Genomic DNA, 19,349 nt, shown 5'->3' on the forward strand with positions numbered 1-19,349 from the left:
CTGCCGCGGGCGCCCACCACTCCCCCGCCCCCGCCTCTTAAATCCACCCCCCCCCCCCCCCCCGGGTTTTTTTTTTTTTCCCCCCCCCCCCCCCCCCCCGGGGGGCCCCCGCCCGCCGCGGCACGCCGCCATGTCTCGAACGCCTCCATGAAGGCACCGCGGTCATAGGCATCTACGCCGCGCTGAACCAGCGCGTCGGGGCCAAGCGCGGCCCATGGCTTCAGCCGGCTCAGCAGTCCGGGCCTGCGCATGCTCGCGGCCATGCTCATTGAGCTTCGCGCATGGCCTGGCCGAGGCCCTTGAGCATGTCGCCGATCACGTACATCGCGACCGACCGCGTGCCGACATGGACATCGCCGGTAAGCGTCATGCCCGGGATCAGCCGGAAATTCGCCGGCACGTCGCGGAAATCCGCCTTGTCCACCGAACAGCGCCCCTTGTAGTAGGCGTCCACCGGCTGGCCGTTGTCGTCGGTGGTGAAGGCCCCCTCGCTGATCCATCGGATCTTGCCTTCGGCGGTGCCGTGCTCGGCAAAGTTGAAGGCATCGATCTTCAGCGTGCAGCGATCGCCGGCCCTGACAAAGCCGACGTCACGCGAGGCGAGCTTGATCTCGGCCTCGAGGCGCGTCTTCACCGGCATCAGCGTGATGAAGGGATCGCCCTGCTTCAGCACCGAGCCGACCGACAGCTTCGCCATGGTCAAGACCACGGACGGCTCGTCCGCCGTCAGCCGAACAAGGTCCTGATGCTTCAGCGCCTTGTCATAGGAGGCCTTTGCCGCGTCCAATGTGTTCTGCGTCGTCACCAGATCCTGGCTGAGTTGCGCATTCCACTGCTGGCTAAACGCGTTGCGATCGGCCTTCAGTGAGTCGAGCTGGTGCTGCGCTTCGACTAGGCTGTTGTGCGTCGAGTCCATCTGCCGCAGCAGCTCGAGGCGGGCATCCTGCGAGATATAGAGGTTGAGCTTGGACCCGCTGCCGCTTTCGGCCAGCGACGAGCGCATCGACTCGATCTTCTGCAGGACGTCGTCGCGCTGGGCATAGCGCTCGTCGTCCTTCTGCAGCTTCTGGATCGTCGCCTCGGTCTGGCTGATCTTGGAATCGAAGCTGGTGACCTGGGCGGCGTATTGCGCCCTCCTTTGGTCGTACAATGCCTTTTGCAGGGCGGCGTAGTTCTTGAATTCGGCATTCGGCCGCTCGGGAAAAACCAGCGGCGAATTGCTGAGCTCCGCCTTGTCGCGCACGACCTGCGCCTCGAGGCTTGCGACCTGCTGCCTATACTGGGTGACGTCGGCCGAGGCGAAGGTCGAATCGAGAGTCGCGAGCAACTGCCCGGCCTGAACTTGCTCACCTTCGCGCACGTCGATGGTCTTGATGATGGACGGATCGAGCGCCTGCAGCACATTGATCTGGTCCAGTGGCACGACCTTGCCGCCGACGCTGGACACGACGCGGTCAAGTCGCGTCAGAAACATGATCGCGACGAGCGAGGCCAGAAAGGCGACCAGGACCCACAAGGTCGCACGAGCGGCAAGCGGCTCGGCGGCCTCGCGGATTTCGTCGGATTCGGACTGGAACTGCCGGACGGTGGTGAGCGCGGTGGGGTTACGAGACAAGGGTCGGCCCTCCGACTTTCGCGCGCGGCCGACGCGCCGGCAGGTTGTGGCTGTTCTGCTGGTGCCAGAGACTGCCGTAGATCTCATTGCGCGCCAGCAATTCCTCGTGCTTGCCGACGTCGTCCACCGCGCCGCGATTGAGCACGAGGATCGCGTCGCAATCGACCAGAGATGACAGGCGGTGCGAGATGATGATCAGCGTCCGGCCATGCGCAATCCGCGATATATTGGCATTGACGATCGCCTCGCTCTCGGCATCGAGCGCGCTGGTCGCCTCGTCCAGGATCAGGATTGGCGGGTTCACGATCAGGGCGCGCGCGATCGCAAGGCGCTGCCGCTGGCCGCCCGACAGATTGGGTGAACCTTCGTAAATATGGGTCTCATAGCCGCGCGGCAGCTTGTCGATGAACTCCTCTGCGCCGGCCATGCGGGCCGCCTGCACCACCTCGTCGAACGTCGCGTCCGGCTTGGCCGCCGCGATGTTCTCGCGGATCGAGCCGCTGAACAGGAAGTTTTCCTGCAGCACCACCCCGATGTTGCGTCGAAGGTGATCGACATCGTATTCGCGCACGTCGATGCCGTCGATCTTGATCAGCCCGCCATAATCAGAGTGCAGCCGCTGCAAAAGCCTCGTAATCGTGGTCTTGCCGGAGCCGCTCTTGCCCATGACGCCCAGCGTGGTGCCGGTCGGAATCTCAAACGAAACACCGTTGAGCGCCGGCGACACCGCGCCCTTGTACTTGAACGTCACATTGGCGAATTCGACGTGGCCCTGCAGTAGGCTCTGCACGCCGTGTCCGGAACGTCCCTCCTCAGGCTCCTGGTTGACCAGGTTGCCGACGATAGCGACGGCCATTCGCGCTTCGTCAAGCTGGTTGACGAGTTGCGCCATCTGCATCAAGGGCGCAGCTACGCGTTGGGACAACAGCAAGAAGGCAAACAGTGCTCCCACATAAACAGGGTCGGCCGTGCTGATCGCCAGGTAGACACCAATCGCAAAAGGCGCGCTCACCGTGAGCCGCTCCAGCGGTTTTACGACCGCCTGGATCGTCACGCCCGCGATACCCTCGGCCAGCCGCGCCTTGGCGACGCGGGCGACATGAACATCCCACGTGTGCTTCTGGCGCGCATCGAGCGCCAGCGACTTCACGGTACGAATGCCATTCAGGTTCTGCACCATGAAGGCGCCCTGCGCACCCTCGGCTGCGATGACGGCGGCCGACTTCTTGCGATAGAAGGGCAGCATCAGGACCAGCCACCCCACGATCAGTCCCGAAAAGCCTAGCACAACGAACGTCAGCAGCGGGCTGAAGAAGAACATCACGGGCAGGAAGAAGATCAGTGTAGTCGAATCCAGAATCGTCCCGAAGACCTGTCCTACCAGAAACGTGCGCACCCTGAAGATTTCGCGCATATCGCGCGCGATCAAGCCAATTTGGTTGCGCTCGAAGTAGTCGATCGGAAGATTGAGCACCTTCTCGAATACGTAGGTCGAAAGCTTGACATCCAGCCGCGCGGTCAGACTGTGAACCAGATATTGGCGCAACACAAAGAACGCCGTCTCAAAGGCGATGATAACGGCCATTGCAAGACACAGCACATAGAAAGTATTGAACGCTCTGTAGAACATCACTTTGTCGGTCAGTAGCCGCCAAAACATGATCGGCGCCAGTGCCAGAAGGCCGAGCACGAGTGCGGCGACGGCGACGTCCCGCACCATGCGGCGCTCACGGAAGATCAACGCCGTGATAAATCCGAAGCTGAACGGCTGGGTCTCGTCCGAGATTTCATAGTCGCGCTTGGCGAGCACGACCTCACCCGTCCAGATATCCTCAAGCCGGATGCGGTCGATCACCAGTAGCGCGTCTTCGCCGACATTGGGATCGCGCAGCACGACGCGCGGGTTATTCTCATCCCCCTCCAGACGCAGCAGCACCATCTTGCTGCCATCCTTGAGACTAAGGATCGCCGGCAACGCCTTCTTCAGATGGCTGAGCCCGTCCCAATCGAGGCGGACGACCTTGGCCCTCATGCCGGAATTGTTAGCGCACTTGACGATCTCGGAGGTCGCAACCTCGCCGCCGCCCAGCACGTTTTCGTGGATGAGCTGCGAGACGGTCAGATGCAGTCCATGCTGCCGCGCCACGATGACGAGCGCCGCAAGGCCGGTCGGCCCAGTGTTCTCAACCGCAGCAAGCGAGACATCCGGAGCAGTGTCGGATGAAACATCGACGGTCATGCAAACCTCTATTCCTGAAGCGGTCCTACCGGACGACGCATCCGCCTCGCTTCATTGTGCACTTGCGAAGCATTCAATCAACTTTAGCGTTTTGAAAGCCGAAAACCAATCTTTCATTGCGTGGGCACAGGTCGTTCATGCCGAAATCAAAACATCATAAATGCCTGAATCATGGGCATGTTTCGCGATTTTGCGCTCTCGACAGATCCCGTCTCGACCCGTCGCCGACACCCAAGGCCGGTCATCCCGCACTGCAAGGAATTTCCTTTGAATTTTAACCCTTTACCGCCCGACTGCGAAACACACGAACGCGTCCGCTGCCACTACGAACGGGACCAGTGGGCGCCGCCTCAGCCACGGCCGGCGCAACGGGCATTTCTTGCCTCGCCGTCGCAGGCGCCGATCGGGCCGGCGGCACCGCAACCTTTGTCGAGGCAATTTGCAGCCGCAATCCGACCAGGGGCTCTCGCCCCGTTGGCCCGGAGACCACAACCCGCTGTCCGGTAACCTTCATCTGCGGTGAACCCAGGAAAATGGCGTCAGCCGTGATCTCGTAATGCTGGGCCGCCGGGCCGAACACTTCGAACGTAGCCCCGACCAACGGCAGCGCCCGTCCGCGGGTGCCCGAATATCCTCCGGCCTCGACGAACTCGGTCGCCCTCGGCTCACCCGGTCCACCCACCCGAACCGAATGACGCAGTCCGAAGTTTTGCGGCCGCCGCGCCCAATCAAGACCGACCCCCTCGATGCGGGTTGGGGCCATCGGGCCGCCGAGCCATTCGCCGAGCCCCGCGGACGTGTCGCCGCGGCCGGCCAAGTGACCGAGCAAACGAAGACCCGAAAGATCAATCGGCGGCTCATCCAAGGCTGCCAAGCCAAGCGGGTCCGTCGAAAGCGACGCCGACTGGATGCGCGCGCCAAGTGAACCGCCAGGCGACCGCGCGCTCACCTCAACCTGAATGCGAGTTGGGGCGGACAACCGAATGACGACATTGGCCCCCGGTGACCACAGGATCGGCTCGTCAATGTCGGGTGGCAGGAGGAATTCTGCCGACCCAGCCGCTCGGGAATCGATCGAAAGGCTGACTTTCGGCGGTTGCGCCACGTCCTCCGCCGAGTCGTAGCGGATCAAAAACAGGCCCTTCTGCAGATCGAGCGACTTCTGCAGTGTCGATAATTTCATTGGAACCCCCAGATGTGGCGCATCATAGCGACCCCACCGCCTGTTAGGCAAGATGCAGGCCAGCGCAGCTTAGCAAAAGCTTTTTTAGCGTTAAATTGTGTCGGCGCTGCAAGCTGCGCGATTCCAGTGCTAAGACTGGGGCGCAGGCCGCTGCGAAGGACTCATGCAGAAAATTCTTTTTGTTCATAATAATTTCCCCGCGCAGTTTCTACCACTGTGTAAGGCTCTTTCCGGCCGCGACGACGTCCAGATGGCGGCGATCGGAGCGCCGAACGCGCGTTCGATTGCTGGCGTCTCCTTAAAGAAGTACATGATCCCCGATGGCGAGCTCGCCGCCGCCCACCCCTTTGCGCGTCGTTTTGAGGCGGAATGCCGCCGTGCCGAGCAGGTGCTCTATTCAGCCTCGAACCTGAAGCAGCAGGGCTTCGTACCCGATCTGGTCGTCGCCCATCCCGGCTGGGGCGAGATGCTGCCCTTACGACCGCTGTTTCCCCAGGCGCGGATTATCGCCTATTGCGAATTCTACTATCGCGCTAACGGGCAGGACGTCGGCTTTGATGCGGAATTCCCCGACATGGGCGTGGATGGCCACGTCCGCATTCACCTGAAGAACGCCGCAACTCTGCTGGCGCTCGACGATGCGGATGCAGGCCTTTCGCCGACCTTGTGGCAGCGCTCCACCTATCCCGCCGAATTCCAGAGCAAGATCGAGGTGATCCACGAAGGCGTGGACACCGAGGCCATTCGTCCCCGAGACAACGCTATATTGACGCTGCCTTCGGGCAAGGTGTTGACCAAGGCCGACGAGGTCGTCACCTTTGCGACCCGAAGCCACGAACCTTTGCGCGGTTTCCACTGCTTCCTGCGCGCACTGCCGGCGATCATGGCGGCCCGGCCGAAGGCCCAGATTCTGATCGTGGGCGGCTCGGGCATTCCCTACGGGCTATCACCCCCGGAAGGCCACAGCTGGCGCTCCTTTTTCTCTCGCGAGATCCAAGGCAAGGTCGATACCAGCCGCATTCATTTCACTGAGGACTTGAGCCGCGAGGATTTCCTCAAGGCGTTCCAGATCTCAAGCGCTCACGTCTACTTCACTTATCCGTTCGTCTTGTCCTGGTCGCTGCTGGAAGCCATGAGCGCGGGCTGCCTCGTGATCGGCTCCGATACTGCCCCCTTGCGCGAGATCATTGACGGCTCCAATGGCCTCCTGGTGCCGTTTTTTGATATCGAACAGTTGTCCGGACGCGTGATCGAGGCGCTGGCCAATCCGCGCCGCTTTGCCGGCATGCGCCGCGCAGCCCGCGAGACCGTGGTCAGCCGCTACGATCTCGAAACCGTGTGCCTGCCGCGCCTGATGGACTTCTACAGGATCGCTGCCAAAGGCCGCGCCGCACGGCCGAAACGGGCCGCGGCCAGCCGCAAGCGCTAGAGCGGATGGGCGCGGTGTTGGACAGAATTGCAGCTCTCGATCCGGAGCAACACCCTGCAGCGCTGGAACGAGCAGCTATCGCAAATCTCGCCCGCGGCAAGCTGGCCGAGGCGTTTCGCCTCGCCGACCGTCGCTGCCGCATCCTTCCCGTTGCCCAGGCACGCCACTACACACTCCGCGCCGAAATAGCCCGTCAATCCGGCTTTGCAGCCGCGGCACTTTCAGACGTCACTAAAGCACTCGAGCTCGCACCGGACGATCTCGCCGCCAATCGGCGCCTGATGCAATGGGGCGACGACGAGCAGCGTGCGTGTGCTGCCCGCCGGTTGATCGAGCTCGATCGCGACATGGCTCTGCTGGGCGAAGCCGTCGCACGGCTGAAGGGTAAGGGGGAAACGTCGTTGGGTGCCATCCACCGCATCGGGGACAGCATCACGGGCTGGGCGGCCTGGCAGGGCCACGGGCAATTGAGCCTGTGGATCGAGACTGACAAGACCCGCATCTCTCATGTGATTGAAAGCGACCCGCAGCACGCCTTGGCAAGCAAAATCGAGCATGCGGCAAGTTTCAGCGTGCCGTTTCCGGCCTCTCCGACCCGCCGCTTGGTGAGCCTGCAGCTTGGCCGACGCGTCATGATCCAAACCGCGTTTCCGGCGCCGCTTGCTGCCCGCCCGGTAAAGCATCACACGCCGGTCACGACGAAATCGGCTGGCCGCAGCAAGGATCGCACCTTCGAAGTGACGGTGGTCGTCCCGGTTTATGACGATTTCGAAGCGACCGAACGCTGTCTCAAAAGCCTGATGAACGCGATCGCGGATGACGAAGGGATCAAGGTAGTCCTGGTCGACGATGCAACGCCCGACAAGCGCATCGCGATGCTGCTTGACTCGGTTGCAACCGCCTCGAACGTGCGATTGATCCGCAACGCCGATAATCTGGGGTTTATCGGTGCCGTCAATCGTGCGCTCGATACGATCCGCGCCGGCGATGTGATCCTGCTTAACTCCGACACCGTGGTGCCAGACGGCTTCGTGAGGCGACTGAGCAACGTAGCTCATGCGGCTCCCGACATCGGCACAGTCACACCGCTGTCGAACAATGGCGAAGCCACCAGCCTGCCGCTCGCCTTTACCTCCAATCCCTTGCCTTCGATCCAGGACGTCGCGCACCTGGACGCAATTGCCGCGCGCGTCAACGCCGGTCGCTTGGTCGATATGCCGGACGGTATCGGCTTTTGCCTTTACATCACCCGCGCCTGTCTCGACGCGGTCGGTGGACTATCCGACCATTATCATCGCGGCTATCTCGAAGATGTTGATCTCTGCCTTCGCGCGCGCCAGAGCGGTTTTCGCAATGTTTGCGCCCCATCGGTCTATGTAGGCCACTCCGGCTCGGCCTCGTTCAAGACCGAAAAACGTGCCCTGGTGGTCCTCAATCTCGGACGACTTCGTTTGCGCTTTCCGGAGTATCGCAACGAAAGCGCAGCCTTCAAGGAATTGGACCCATTAAAATCGAGCCGTGGCGCAATTGAGCGCGAGCTCATCGCCGGTCGCAAGGGATCGACCATCGTCTTGTCCGGCGTCGGCGTGGCGATGGAGGTCGCAAAGCGGTACGCTGCCCAACCCGGCAAGCCCGCGCTTGTCGCGTCCCTTAATCGGGGCAACACCACGCTTGCCATGCGTGATGCCGGGCCCGACTTTCCGCAATCCCTCGACTTCCGGCTTCCTGCCGACGAGCCGACGCTGGTCGAGACCCTGACCGCAATCGCGCCCCCGCGCGTGGTCGTCGCTGATCCGGCCAATATACCCACCGCTCTTGTGCGCCCCCTGGTTGACCGAGGCGCGGTGGTCGATCTCCTGGTCGCCGACGGCGGACTGTGGTGTTCTTGCGGAGGTCTCGATCAAAAAGGCCGTCTCTGCCCTGCCCTTCTTGATGACAAGGAATGCAACTGCGGCTGCGATACGTCCGAGAGCTGGCTCAAGCTCTTAACCCGCGGCAGCTGTATCCTCGCGCCCGATACGGTGGCGGAGACCTTCTTGAGACGACGGCTGCCTCCGAACGCTGCGAAGCGGGTCAGGCTGGTCAATAGTCCTGAGGTCTTCCACAGCAACGAGCAGCGGGGCGCAGTGATGCCGCGCGGCGAGGCACTCGGCGTGCTTCCCGTTGGCCTGGCAGCACTCGATTTTGCCTTCATGCGGGATCTCATTCGGCGCATCCGACATGAGCGACCTGAAACCGGAATCGTCGTGTTGGGTGAAACTCTCGACGATCTGGCACTGATGGCGCTTGGCAACTTGATGGTCACCGGCGCCGTCTCCGCCAAGGACTTGGCCAGCACGGCAGCACTTCATGGTCTTGGCGGAGTTCTGATTGCCCGGCGTGCTCCATTGTTCGGCCACCCGTTGATGACGGCAGCCTTCAACGAGGTCGGTGTGCCACTCGCTTTCTTCGACTGGTCATTCGGCAGTGTCGTTACGCACGGTGCCGATTTGCCGATGCCCCCCTCAAGCAACGTGGCCGCAGCCGCGCAAGACCTACTCAGCTGGAGCGCGCGGCAATGGTGAAGCTCCGCCGTCCATCGCGTGCCGGCGCGGCTCCGGTGCCGCATTCGGCTATAGACCCGCTTCGCCATGAATTCGCGCGGACCGATGAGGCCAATTTCTCCGGCTTCATCTACGACCCGAACGATCTTTCACGCCGGCTGGTGGTTGAGCTCCTGCTCGATGGCGTGCCTGTGCGGCTTGCCCGTGCCGAGGCTTACGTGCCGCAGCTCGCTTTGCAAAGGATTGGCGATGCCTGCTACGGGTTCTCCTTTGCATTGGCGCCTGACATGCTGGCCGACAGCCGGAGCGTCGAGGTCCGCATGGCCAATAGCGCGGACGCGATCGGTTCTTCAATTCAGCTGGATGACGCTTTGGAGAAAGCCACCGATAGCCGCGGCCTGGGCGCTGTCGATTGGATGGGCGGCTTGCGATTTCAGGGGTGGGTGCGCTGCCCAGCGGCGGAGTCGCCGATGGTTCGCGCCGTCGTCGAGGGCGAGCCCGTGGCGGAAGCCCGCGCCAGCGGCTTCAGCCATGTTGGCGGCATCGACAATGCCAACCTCGTCAAGGCCTTCGATCTCCATCTGCCGACCGATTATGCGGACGGACGGGTGAGGCGGGTTCACTTCATCACGGAAGATGAGTTGCAGTTGACTGTGGCGCCTTTGACGTTTGTAGCCTTTCCGGATGCCATGGAGCGGTTCTTTGCCGACTTCGGCGAAACGGAATCCGAACGTCTGCGCGGTCGGATGCTCGATCGTCTATTGCCGGCTTCCGCGCCGTTCACGGCCTATGAAGACTGGCGCAAGCGCTGGGACTTGGGAGGGCAATCGCCGCCTCCCGGTGCGGGCTCTTCCGCCGACCGCGCCACTGCCGTGGTGCTTGTTGCGGGAGGCGACGAGGGTACTTCACTGGAGAGCCTGGAGCAGCAACAGCACAACAATTGGGTCGCCGCCGCCCTCCCGCCACTGGACGGGCCGGGAACGTTTGATCCGGATGAGCTGCGCGAGTTCCTGGCTTACGACGGACGCGACGCTGAAATCGTGATCTTCGCACAGGCCGGGACCGATTTCGGCAGCGCCGCACTATCAAGTCTCATTGCAGGTTTTGCCGCGGTACCGCAGGCTCGCTTGATGTACTGTGATCTGGAGATCGATGGCGAGGATCGACGTCCCTGGCCATTGGCTCTGCCGGCCTTCGATTATGAACGGATGCTCGAACAGGGCTATTGCGCGCAGCTATTTGCGATGGACCGCGCCTCCGTGGAGGCTGCGCTCGAAGCCCGTCCAACCAGCCTCTACCGCCTGTTCAACAGCCAGTTCGACGGCGATGGCGCTTTGCACAAGCAGCAGGTCGCTCATGTACCGATTCCGCTCGCGCGCATGACGCTGCCGGATCTGGCCGCGCACAGCCGACTGTTGGTTAAAGCAAGCCTCGACCATCTATCGGCGCGCGGTATTATGGCAGAGGCAACCGCTCAGCGCGGCGCGCTATTGCCCGCGGCCCGGGTGAGGCGAAAATCGAAGTCTCGCACACTCACGGTGATCGTTCCGGTTCGCAATCGCAAGGAACTGCTGCAAACCTGTCTTTCAAGCATTGCGCCAGCGCTCAGCCACGCACGAGCGCGCGTGCTGGTCGTCGATAACGACTCAGGCGATGCCGACATGCTTGACTATCTCGGCACACTTAAACGCGGCGGCACAGAGGTGCTCGCCATCCCCGGAGCATTCAATTTCGCGCGGCTCAACAATCTCGCCGTCGAAGCCTGCGACAGCGACGACGTTCTGCTGCTCAACAACGACATCAGGGCGATGGACGCCGCTTGGCTGGCCGAGATGCAGGGCCGGCTTGTCGAGCGTGACGTGGGCGCCGTCGGTGCACTGCTGTTGTGGCCGAGCGGCATGATCCAGCATGCCGGCGTTGCTCTCGGTCCGAGTTTTGGAGCCCAACATATCGGTAATGACCGGCTCGCCAGTGATCAAGGCTACGGAGACATGTTGAAGGTTGCGCGCGAATGCGGGTCGGTTACCGCGGCCTGTCTATTGACTCGTCGCAGCGACTATCTGGCCGTGGGCGGGCTTGACGAGGTACGCTTTCCCGTGAACTTCAATGACGTGGACTACTGCCTGAAGCTTCGTAGCCAGGGCAAACGCATCGTCTGGACCCCGTCGGCCCGGCTTTATCACCACGAATCGGCCAGCCGCGGCCGTGACCAGGCTGGCGAAAAGGCCGCGCGCTTCGAGCGCGAGCTCCGGAACCTCCGCAACAAATGGGGCGAGCATCTTCTCGAGGATCCTTACTACAATCCCAATCTTTCGCTTGATGCGGTGCCATTTTCCGCCCTGGCTTGGCCTCCCCGGGGACGGACGGCCCGCGTCAATCTGCCTCCCTCTCCCATCGAGCTCCCACCGGGATTTTGATCAATGTCGTTGAAATTCAATGCGAGCTTCTCTAGCAGCACCAAGCGAGCCGAAATGCGGCTGACTGAGCCACGAGCTACGAGGCGGCGGGTGTTGGGAATACTGAGCAGGTGCACGTGATTGTAATTCAGCCGCTGACCGCGAAAGTCATTCATTTCTTGGGTTTGGTGCAATGCTAAAGAAGGTCCTCAATGCTGGAAGCGGGCCCGTCAATCCCGAACGACTGCAGCGCACCTTCCGCAACGGCGGCTGGCAGGAAGTCCGCATGGACGTCGACCCCCGCGTGTCCCCGGACATCGTCGGATCACTCGAGGATCTCAGTCCGGTTGCCGACAGGAGCTTTGACGCAGTCTTCTGTTCGCACAGCCTGGAGCACCTGCATCCCCACGACGTCCGCTCTGCGCTGCGGGGAATCGGTCGCGTGTTGAAGCCGGATGGGTTCGCGCTCATCACCTCACCCGATCTCGAACCCATTGCGGCACTCGTTGCCCAGGGCCGCGGCGAACAAATCGCCTACGAATCGCCGCTTGGCCCCATCACCGCGCTCGACATGATCTACGGACACGCCGCGTCGATCGAGAAGGGCAACCACTACATGGCCCACAACAGCGGCTTCACGGAAGAACGGATCGCGCGCCTGCTGCTGGAAGCCCGCTTCGAGGAGGTGCTGGTGATCAAGGGCAACTGCTACGACTTCTACGCATTGGCGCTGATGCCACAGGCCGAGAAGCCACTGATTTTAGACGAATTGCACGACGGCGGGCTCGACTTCACTGACTAGTGTGCCGCTCGGTCCGCTTCTGCACCCGACTCGGAGGCACGGACTAGGATCGAGCGCGGCCAATTGTTCCCTCGCCTTACTTTGCAATAGCACGCCCGGCGTCCTGAGGAGAATCAGGGCACCCAGCCGTGGCCAAACGTGGACGATCGGACGATCGGGTGGAGGTTACTGAGAACAAAAAAACGCCCCCAGAACTGGGGGCGCTCCTCATCGTCAGGTCCACGAAGCGGCTTAGGTGGGCTTGTAGTCGGTGTCGTTGAAGATGATGTCCTGCACGTTGGTGAAGGTTAGCGTGTTGCCGCCATAAGCAACGGTGGTAACACCCGCCGTCGTGTTGATCGCGACGTCGGTCGAATTGAGGCCATCCATGAAGGCCACGTTGCTGCCCGAGCCGCCATCGATCGTGCTGTTGGTGATCGACGTAACCTCGAACTGATCGTTGCCCGAGCCGCCAGCGATCGACGCAGTTCCCGAACCGCTGATGAAGAGGTTGTTGCCCGAGGATGCGGAGGCATCGATCGTATCGCTGCCAGACCCTGCCCAAATTGTGTTTGCACCGCTACCGGTGACGGTCGCAATTGCCACGGACGCGCCATCCAAGTTGGCTTGGTTACCCGAGCCGCTGATGTTGACCACATCAATGCCGGAGCCGCCGAACAGCGTGTCGTTGCCATTGAGCGTAAACGAATCCGTACCCGAGCTGTCACCAGCATACATCAATGTGGCGCCAGAGCCGGCCACCAGCGTGTCGTTGCCGCTACCGCCAGCGTACATGGTATCGTTGCCGCTGCCACCGGTCATCGACACATTGCCGGAGCCCGAGGCGTAGAACGTGTCGTTGCCGCCACCGCCGGTTATCGTCGTGTTGCCACCGGCCGCCGAAGTCAGCAGCTCGCTGCCCGTACCGCCGGTCAGGGTGTCGTTGCCGGCGCCAGCAGTCAGGGTGCTGTTGCCAGAGCCGCCAACCAGCAAATCGTTGCCCGTGCCCGCAGATTGCAGGATATCGTTGCCACCGCCCGAGACCAGGGTGTTGCTGCCCGACCCGAGCGAAACGATCAGGTCGTTGCCTGTGCCGCCGATCATCGAGTCGTTGCCAGCACCGCCCCACAAGGTATCGCCGCCACTGCCCGCGATCAGGGTTTGGCTGCCGCTACCGGCATAGAGCACGTTGTGGCCATTCCCGGTAGCCTCGAGCGTGTCGTTACCCGAACCACCATAGAACGTATCGTTACCACCGCCCCCGATGAAATGGTTGCTGCCGCCGTTGCCGTCATAGAGCACATCATCGCCGGAGCCCCCGTAAATGGAGCTATTGCCCGTTCCGGCGATCAAGAAGTTGTTGCCATCGCCGCCGTAGATCGTGTCGTTGCCGGCGCCTGCGGTAATCGTATCGTTGCCTGAGCTGCCCCACACCACATCGTTGCCGCTGTCGAGCAGCGTGACCTTGGCGGGACCGCCGTCGGCAATCACAACACCGACGTCCTGCGTCCCGCGGACCGCAAGGCTTCCGCCGGGCTCGACCACGATCAGTGCATCGTTGGCGTCCGTCGTAATACCTGCCGGCGAGTCCCCCTCGATGAGGACATTCGCCGTCGGATCGACGGGCTGGTAGCCGTTCAGCCCCTGAACTCGAATGGTGTCGGGAAAGAATCCCTTGGAAATCAGATAATTATCGATCTCGGTAAGCGTCGTTGGATCGACGTGGGGGCCTATGAGCGTGTTAAATTGAGCTTCGGTATAGTCATAAGTAGACATCGACTGCCCCTTTTGCCCGAAGGTTGCAACAACCCCCCGGTTCATTCCACAAATTCGCCTTTTGCACCCACGGACGCCCACTTGCCCATAAAGGCAGGTGGAACACGAGGTATGCTTAACTATTGGTTAGATAGCCGGCCAGAGGTATATGAGTCAATCATTAGAATTGTGCACCGCGATCTAGAAAATTTCACTTTATAATCAATAACATGCCATCACGGGAACTCGGCCAGCCGCCCCTGAGTGCAATAACGCCCAATTTGCGAGCACGCTTTTGAAGCAGATGGTGAACATGGAGATTTACGGAACTTTCATCCTTCGGCATGCAGGCGGCGCACACCTTTTGATTGAAATCCTTGGAAATACCAATAATTAGCCTCATTCAATAAGCGGAGGATCTGAGCAGAACGATGCAGGTCTTCAGCAGAATTTTGACGTCGAGCCACAGGCTCCAATTGTCGATGTACCAGAGGTCGTGATCGACGCGCGCTTTCATCTGCGAGAGCGTGGTCTCGCCGCGGAAACCGTTGACCTGCGCCCACCCAGTCAAGCCGGGCTTGACGTGATGCCGATAGGCGTAGTTGGCGATGAGTTGTCCGTAATAATCCGTATGCGCCGCGGCATGGGGCCGCGGTCCCACCAACGACATCTCGCCGCGCAAAATATTGAACAACTGCGGCAGCTCGTCGATGCTGGTCCGTCGCAGCCAGCGGCCCACGCCCGTCAGACGATCGTCATTGCGTGATACCTGCTTCACGACAGGACCATCATCCATCGTGGTGAGCGTGCGAAACTTGAAGATTCTGAACGGCACTCCGCTAAAGCCGGTACGGGCCTGCCTGAAGAGCACCGATCCTTTTGAGCCGAGCTTGACAAGCAGCGCAGAGGCCAGCATCAACGGCGACGCCAGAACGAGCAGCACGGCCGAGACCGCGATATCGAGCGTGCGCTTCGCAAAGCGCTCCTCGAGACTCAGCGGAGCGCGCTGTATCTCGGTCGCCCAAACCCCTCCGACGGACAATGCGTGCTGTCCAAGAAAGCGCGAAACCTTGGAATCCGGAAATAGCCGCACCGATATCGGCACCGCACGCAGGATTTCCGCGAGCCGATCGATACGATCGAGCCTGCCCCAGTCCATCAACAAAAAGAAGCTGTCGATGCGATACTCTGGCCGAGCGGCCTCGGTCAGTTCGCGACTGAATTCGTCAAGCTCATCTGACGCAGGGAGAACCAGAAATCGCGCAACATCGTAATCGTGAAACGCAAGATCCTGCAGGCAGGGGCGGGCTTCTTCAACGCACCGATCGCTGACGACAACCACCTGCCGCGCTGCGATCACACGCTTGGCGCGTGCGTGGTGCAACTGCGCGCCAAGCAGCGCGCGCCAGCCGACCAGCGCACTCCAGCCGGTCAGAAAAAAGGTGACGGTGGCACCACGGGAGAGATTGGGGCCGACCTTCAGCAGGAAGGCCAGCGTGACAAGCATGAGAAAGACTGCGATCCATGCCAGCGTGAGTTCGCGGCACTGAAGAACGGGCCGCATCAGTTGTCTCACGGAATAGTTGCCGCGGTAAGTCAGAACGATCGAGAGATAGAAAGATACGGCGCAGGCAAGGCCAATGAAGGTAGTGATATCTCCGACCTCCTGCAGCATGATGCGATGATAGCCGACAGCAGAGACCACACTCGCAAGGACCAACAGACAAAGATCGGCGAAAAATACCGCAGGACCAACCGAGTAGCCGGGGATGCCAAGCCGCACGCCCAAAACCCTGGCCGCGCTCCCTGCTTCTCGGGACGGCCGATAGTGGGTAATGTCAGCCACAATAATGACTCAGCTGTAACCGAATTAAGGAAAAATTAAGCGTGCCTTATAGAGGCAACTGCAACGTTTGGCGAGTCATTTGCGGTGATGCGGTATCGCCCCTGCTTCCGACCGGCCACGGTCGAAAGCGCGACCGGCAAGAATACAACACTCTATCGCCAAAATTTCCGCAGAACTCATCGAGACTTGAATGGGAAAATCATTCGTTGGATTGATGGGAGACGATCGGCGGAAAGGGCGCAACGCTCGAATAGAGAACAGCTACATGCGCTCGGTGATCTCGGTTGTCCAACGAAAAGGCGGGGTGGGCAAGACGACCATTGCGATAAGCTTGGCGGGCGATTTGCACCAACGTGGCATTTTGGTGGATGTGATTGATGCCGATCCACAGCGATCCGCTGCGGAATGGGCTGCGCCTGGACGGCTTCCCTTTCGCGTCTCGGAAGTGCCGCTGCATTATGGTGAAGCAGCCCGCTGGGCGAGGCTCGTCGGCTCATCGCCAGGCAGCATCACCATTATCGACACTCCGCCGCACGAATACGCGGTTGGCGCTGCGGTGGCCGTGGCTGACATTGTCGTTCTGCCTTGTACAGCTTCGGGGCTCGACCTGAGCGCCACAGAGGAAACAATTTCAGCCATCGCCTTCGCGCGTAGCAAGCGGGACGCCGACGTCCCGACCTTTCTCGTCCCCAATCGGGTCGATCTCCGAACGCTGGAAGGCCAGCAAATCGTAGAGGCGCTCGGCGAAATGGGAGAGACGGTCTGCGGCCCGATCGCTTCACGGCTCGCTTATGTCCGCGCCTTCTCGGCTGGGATAGTCCCTCGAGGTTACGCCATCGCGACGGAGCTTGCCGGACTGAGCGGGCCCGTACTTCAAGCAGTCCGGCAGGCGATGGACGCCTCCCGCCTGCCGGCGACCTGATTATTTTGCCGCTGCAGATAGACGACCTTTAACACTAGCTTTAAACGCGGCGGTGAACTCACAAATACTCGCTTGGATACCCGGAGCGAAGCCATTTCCTATCGTAACCGATTGCAACAAGCGCGCAGAACACCCGCACGCGCGAACGACAGCACAAGCCCCCCGATGTTCGATCGAGCCTTGCTCGTCTGAGCGGCGCGCCAGCTGGCGACTATTGGAGATATTTCAACCTGGGCAAACCCGAGGCTTGATTGCCTTCGAGCTGCGCCGCCTGATCGCGGGCATGCGCGGCTTGGGCCTGATCTCCAACATGCTTGATGTAGGGCCGCAAAAGCTCTCGCGCATTCGCTATGCCGGCACGGGCATCGTTGACGTCGATACCTCTTGGCAGGGGCGTCGCCGTCAGCTGTCTATCCATCGCCTCGATCAGCTTGGCGCAGTCATCGCGATGCTCTCCGGCAACCAGTTCTGCGGCGAGCAGCCGGATGAGGTTCAACAATGCCAAGGTAGTCACATTGGGCAAATCACTCAACGCCGAACCTTTCGCCTCGTTGCCTGCCCATGCCATTCGCTAGCAAAATCCTAGCGCGGTGTGATTTCTGTTGTGGGCAGTTTGTGGTCGATGTCCTTTGCCGATCCATTCGTATTTTGGCCGAGGCAAAATATAAAGTCTATTTATATTAAAATTAAATCACAATATATCATTAAAGCAAGCCCCAAATTATATCACCGCCCTTGCGGCGCCCAGAAGCGCTTGCAGCTGGTTTCGGAATTTGAAATCGATAGGTTCGTGGTCGGGACTTTCCACGGAAAAATATGCGCAGGTCGCGAGTTCCGCGGCTTCGGACCGACTGACGCTCGGCCCCCATCCAGGCCGTGGCAAACCAGCCGCGTGTCACGCAGCGCTGGGACCTCAGACGACAACGTCGGCCGCTTCAATCAGCCGGCTGAACTTTCGAGGCTCGATTAGTATGCGCGGCGGAGGACAGGGCCTACAGGCTCGCAAACGCGATCCCAGTACCAACCATACGGTGTCTCGACGCGGACCTGCGGACAGCGGCGCGATGGCACGTAGCGATAGGGGTAAGACTGTGCCCAGAAGGTCACCGGTGTTGCCTGGCCTTCACCGGTCAGCAGAGCTGCGCTCGCAGGCATCTGCATAGCAGCGCTTGCGCCGCTGGCCGCACAAAACGATGCAGCCAAGCTCAGAAGACCCACCCGCGCGAACGTCTGCAACATTCGTAAAGCTCCTTGCCCCAACCCAATTCACCGATAGCCCGCTAGATTGTCGAAACGAACGGACCCAGCGGCGACCGAGCTCCGTGACCCACCCAGCAATCCGGCTCACATATCCAAAGCAGATTATCAACCCATCGGGTCATTAAGCAACCGGGGCACCAGACGAAATCGCCCCCTGAGGCGAAATAGCCCGGAACTGTGGCATGTCCGACCTAGTTCTTGCCCCTCCCGGTCCGCGATGTGGCAAGATCCGGCGGGCGACGATAGACGTCCCGCAACAGCTGATAGTTGACCAATTGGGCAAGGGGCACCTCTTCCTCCCCAAGCTTGGCAAAAAGGAGAATGTCACGAAGAGTTCTCCAGCGGCTTTCGTCATAGTCGGCGATCCGCCCACCTGTCGGCAGAATCAGGTCCCGCTGTTGCTGCAGCTCAAATCTGACACGGTCTGGGTCCAGCCTCTCCGGGTCGAATCCGACAAGCACAGGAACGCTCTGTGCATAGTCCGTATAGACGAAATGCCAACCTCGGATCAGACCTTGGAGCACTTCCGTGACCAGGGAGGGCTGGTCACGAATGAGATCATTGCTGGCGAAATAGACCAGCCCCGGAACGTGAATCCCGTAATCCTGCGGTTTGATGACATTTAGCCGGACATCGCCGTTCGTAACAGACGGACTTGGCTGATCATCGACGAGGGCGATGATGGCTTCCACCTCGTGGGCTCGAAGCGCGTCGAAAGTGTCGCGATCGGCGACCTTGGTAATCTGACTCCGCGGCAGGCCGAGCTGCGCGATCATGGCATCAAAGATGACGTCGCCCTCGGTGGCTCGGCGGTAGCCGACGCGCTTACCGACCAGATCAGCCGGCCGCCGCAAGCCAGAGCTTTCGAGCGTGAAAATCGCAACAGAGGTATCAAGGAAGCTTGCGGCGAAGGCGGTGACTGGAACGCCGCGCCAAGCCGCCAAGAGGAACTTATAGCTGCTCGTCACACCAATCGCATCCTGACGCGCAACTGCCGCGACAAAATCGGGATTGTTCGGATCGGTCCGCACCGCGACGTTCGGAGCGAAGTATTCTCGCTTGCCGGCGGTCATTTCTCCGGCGAACCGCGCTCCGAAGGGACCATCCAGCAGCAGACTAAGTTGCGTGGCCCCTTCCAGGCGTTTCGTCACCGGCAACGGCTCCCGCGTGAGCGCCAGGATCATCGCGCCAACAACAGCCGTCCCGACCAGAATAAGCAGCGTGAACCGCTTGTATTCGCCGCTCACCGTTCCTCGCGATCGTGCCCGAGCCATTGGCAGGTTCTTGTGGTGAGCGCTTCGCCCATCAAGTCTGGCAGGCGAAGCAATGTCAAGAAATCACCTGTTTCTCTGATCATTTGCATCACGATCGTGTTCGAGA

The 19,349-nt window shown here is 60.9% G+C and carries 12 protein-coding genes; 5 read left to right on the top strand and 7 right to left on the bottom strand.

The window, feature by feature from the left end:
• Positions 1-265 precede the first annotated feature (265 nt).
• The 3 genes from AC0L30_RS17135 to AC0L30_RS17145 all read right to left on the bottom strand — a co-directional run bounded on the left by AC0L30_RS17135 (position 266) and on the right by AC0L30_RS17145 (position 5,037).
• Complete coding sequence (locus tag AC0L30_RS17135) at positions 266-1,615, bottom strand: HlyD family type I secretion periplasmic adaptor subunit (protein ID WP_473404775.1); 1,350 nt, start codon at positions 1,613-1,615, stop codon at positions 266-268.
• On the bottom strand, positions 1,605-3,854 hold the full coding sequence (locus AC0L30_RS17140; RefSeq protein ID WP_473404776.1) for a peptidase domain-containing ABC transporter: 2,250 nt from the start codon (positions 3,852-3,854) through the stop codon (positions 1,605-1,607). Before AC0L30_RS17140 ends, AC0L30_RS17135 begins: the two co-directional genes overlap by 11 nt.
• Positions 3,855-4,128: 274 nt before the next feature.
• Entirely contained in the window at positions 4,129-5,037 is a 909-nt protein-coding gene (locus tag AC0L30_RS17145; RefSeq protein WP_473404777.1) for a hypothetical protein, read from the bottom strand.
• Positions 5,038-5,287: 250 nt separating this feature from the next.
• Here AC0L30_RS17145 and AC0L30_RS17150 point away from each other — a divergent pair, with 250 nt between their 5' ends.
• The 4 genes from AC0L30_RS17150 (at position 5,288) to AC0L30_RS17165 (ending at position 12,207) form a co-directional block, all read left to right on the top strand.
• A complete protein-coding gene (locus tag AC0L30_RS17150; RefSeq protein ID WP_473404778.1) occupies positions 5,288-6,466 on the top strand; it encodes a glycosyltransferase in 1,179 nt (392 codons plus the stop codon).
• Between the two features lie 5 nt (positions 6,467-6,471).
• Positions 6,472-9,030, top strand: a complete 2,559-nt coding sequence (locus AC0L30_RS17155) for a glycosyltransferase (protein ID WP_473404779.1) — start codon at positions 6,472-6,474, stop codon at positions 9,028-9,030.
• On the top strand, positions 9,024-11,426 hold the full coding sequence (locus tag AC0L30_RS17160; protein WP_473404780.1) for a glycosyltransferase: 2,403 nt from the start codon (positions 9,024-9,026) through the stop codon (positions 11,424-11,426). Before AC0L30_RS17155 ends, AC0L30_RS17160 begins: the two co-directional genes overlap by 7 nt.
• Positions 11,427-11,691: 265 nt before the next feature.
• Positions 11,692-12,207 (top strand): class I SAM-dependent methyltransferase, encoded by a 516-nt coding sequence (locus AC0L30_RS17165; RefSeq protein WP_473404781.1) that lies wholly within the window; start codon positions 11,692-11,694, stop codon positions 12,205-12,207.
• 231 nt (positions 12,208-12,438) lie between these two features.
• Here the strand turns inward: AC0L30_RS17165 and AC0L30_RS17170 are convergent, their stop codons facing one another.
• Both AC0L30_RS17170 and AC0L30_RS17175 read right to left on the bottom strand, forming a co-directional pair.
• Positions 12,439-13,962, bottom strand: a complete 1,524-nt coding sequence (locus tag AC0L30_RS17170; protein ID WP_473404782.1) for a hypothetical protein — start codon at positions 13,960-13,962, stop codon at positions 12,439-12,441.
• A 382-nt stretch (positions 13,963-14,344) separates the two neighbouring features.
• Complete coding sequence (locus AC0L30_RS17175) at positions 14,345-15,787, bottom strand: exopolysaccharide biosynthesis polyprenyl glycosylphosphotransferase (RefSeq protein WP_473404783.1); 1,443 nt, start codon at positions 15,785-15,787, stop codon at positions 14,345-14,347.
• 190 nt (positions 15,788-15,977) lie between these two features.
• Between AC0L30_RS17175 and AC0L30_RS17180 the strand changes: the two genes are divergently transcribed.
• Positions 15,978-16,709, top strand: a complete 732-nt coding sequence (locus tag AC0L30_RS17180; RefSeq protein ID WP_473404784.1) for a nucleotide-binding protein — start codon at positions 15,978-15,980, stop codon at positions 16,707-16,709.
• 211 nt (positions 16,710-16,920) lie between these two features.
• On the opposite strand, the gene AC0L30_RS17185 is transcribed toward AC0L30_RS17180, so the two are convergent.
• Entirely contained in the window at positions 16,921-17,277 is a 357-nt protein-coding gene (locus tag AC0L30_RS17185) for a hypothetical protein (protein WP_473404785.1), read from the bottom strand.
• Between the two features lie 883 nt (positions 17,278-18,160).
• Positions 18,161-19,216 (bottom strand): ABC transporter substrate-binding protein, encoded by a 1,056-nt coding sequence (locus AC0L30_RS17190; protein ID WP_473404786.1) that lies wholly within the window; start codon positions 19,214-19,216, stop codon positions 18,161-18,163.
• Between the last annotated feature and the right edge of the window lie 133 nt (positions 19,217-19,349).

The sequence above is a fragment of the Bradyrhizobium sp. MI1.11 genome (genome assembly GCF_055811255.1).